The following is a 1681-nucleotide window of genomic DNA, read 5'->3' on the forward strand; positions in this document are numbered from 1 at the left end:
GAACACCATGACCCGCACTTGGTTCATCACCGGTACGTCCTCCGGCTTCGGCCGTCACCTCACCGAACAGCTGCTCGCCCGGGGCGACAGGGTCGCCGCCACCGCGCGGCGTCCCGAGACCCTCGACGACCTGGCGGAGCGCCACGGCGACCGGCTGTGGCGCTCGAGCCTGGACGTCACCGACACGAGCGCGCTGCGCCGGGTGGTGGACCGGGCGTTCGCGGACCTCGGACGGATCGACGTCGTCGTGTCCAACGCCGGCTACGGGCTCTTCGGAGCGGCCGAGGAGCTCTCCGACGAGCAGATCGACCGGCAGATCGCGACCAACCTCACCGCCTCGATCCAGCTCGCCCGCGCCACCGTTCCGCACCTGCGCCGCCAGGGCGGCGGACGCTACCTCCAGATCGCCAGCATCGGCGGCCAGGTCGCCTTCCCTGCCATGAGCCTCTACCACGCCACCAAGTGGGGCATCGAGGGATTCTGGGAGTCGGCCGCCGCCGAGCTCGCACCGTTCGGCATCGGCGTGACGGTCGTCGAACCCGGCGTCTCCCGCACCAACTTCGGCAGCGGCAGCGCGGTCCTGGGCACGCCGCTGCCCGAGTATGCCGACGGCCCCGCGGGACAGTTGCGCGCCGTCCTCTCCGGCGACCTGCCGCCGCTGCCCGCGCCCGGCGACCCCGCGAAGATCGCGGCCGCCATCATCGCCTGCGCCGACCGGCCCGAGGCCCCGTTCCGCCTGACCCTGGGCTCCGACGCCTATGCCATGGCGACCGCCGCCCTGCGCGACCGGCTCGCGGCGCTGGAGGCCGGACGGGACCTGGCCCACTCCACCGACGCCGACGACGTCACCGCCCCCGTGCCCACCGGCTCCTGAGACCTCATCGGTCCCGCTCCTGCCCACCGATCCCGTTCATCGCAACAGCCATCGAGAAAGAGCCTGTCATGTTCGACTTCACCGGTAAGACCGTTCTCGTCACCGGCGCTTCCGGTGCCCTGGGCACCGCACTGGCCACCCGGTTCTCTGCGGCCGGCGCCAACACCGTCGCTGCCGCCCGCACCGGCTCCGACCAGCTCGCCGCCAAGCTTGACGGCACCGCGCTCGGTGTCCGCCTCGACGTCACCAGTGAGAGCGACTGGACCGACGCCATCACCCAGACCGAGGCCCGCTTCGGCCCCCTGGACATCCTCATCAACAACGCCGCCTACCTGAGCGTCGGCACCACGGAGAGCATCCCGCTCGACGAGTTCCGGCGCGTCCTCGACACCAATCTCACCGGCGCGCTCCTCGGCATCCGGGCCGCCGCCCCCTCGATGCGCAAGGCCGGCGGCGGCGCGGTCGTCAACGTCAACTCCATCGCCGGCCTCGCCGCCGCCCCCGGCCTCGTCGCCTACAGCAGCAGCAAGTGGGCGCTGCGCGGTCTCATGCGCGCCGCCGCCAAGGAACTGGCCCGCGACAACATCCGTGTCAACGCCGTCCACCCCGGCATCATCGAGACCCCCCTCGCCTACGCCCCCGACGGCACCGCACTCGTCCCCGTCGACAACCTCGCCGTCCCGCGCAACGCCACGCCCGGCGAGATCGCCGACTTCATCCTGTTCGCCGCCTCCGACCAGGCACGCTTCGCCACCGGCTCCGAGATCGTCGCCGACGGCGGCTTCACCCTCGGCCCCGTCGCCTGAC

2 protein-coding genes are annotated in these 1681 nt (G+C 72.4%); both read left to right on the forward strand.

What is annotated here, in order from left to right; all coding sequences use genetic code 11:
• Positions 1 to 874, forward strand: an 874-nt coding sequence (locus ACY1JF_RS31840) for an SDR family oxidoreductase (protein WP_462708750.1), incomplete at its 5' end; no start/stop codon positions are given.
• A gap of 68 nt (positions 875 to 942) precedes the next feature.
• The gene (locus ACY1JF_RS31845; RefSeq protein WP_462708751.1) at positions 943 to 1680 is read left to right on the forward strand and encodes an SDR family NAD(P)-dependent oxidoreductase; all 738 of its coding nucleotides are present in this window, start codon (positions 943 to 945) and stop codon (positions 1678 to 1680) included.
• Position 1681: the final 1 nt, after the last annotated feature.

This window comes from Streptomyces sp. SYSU D01066-1, from assembly GCF_054956795.1.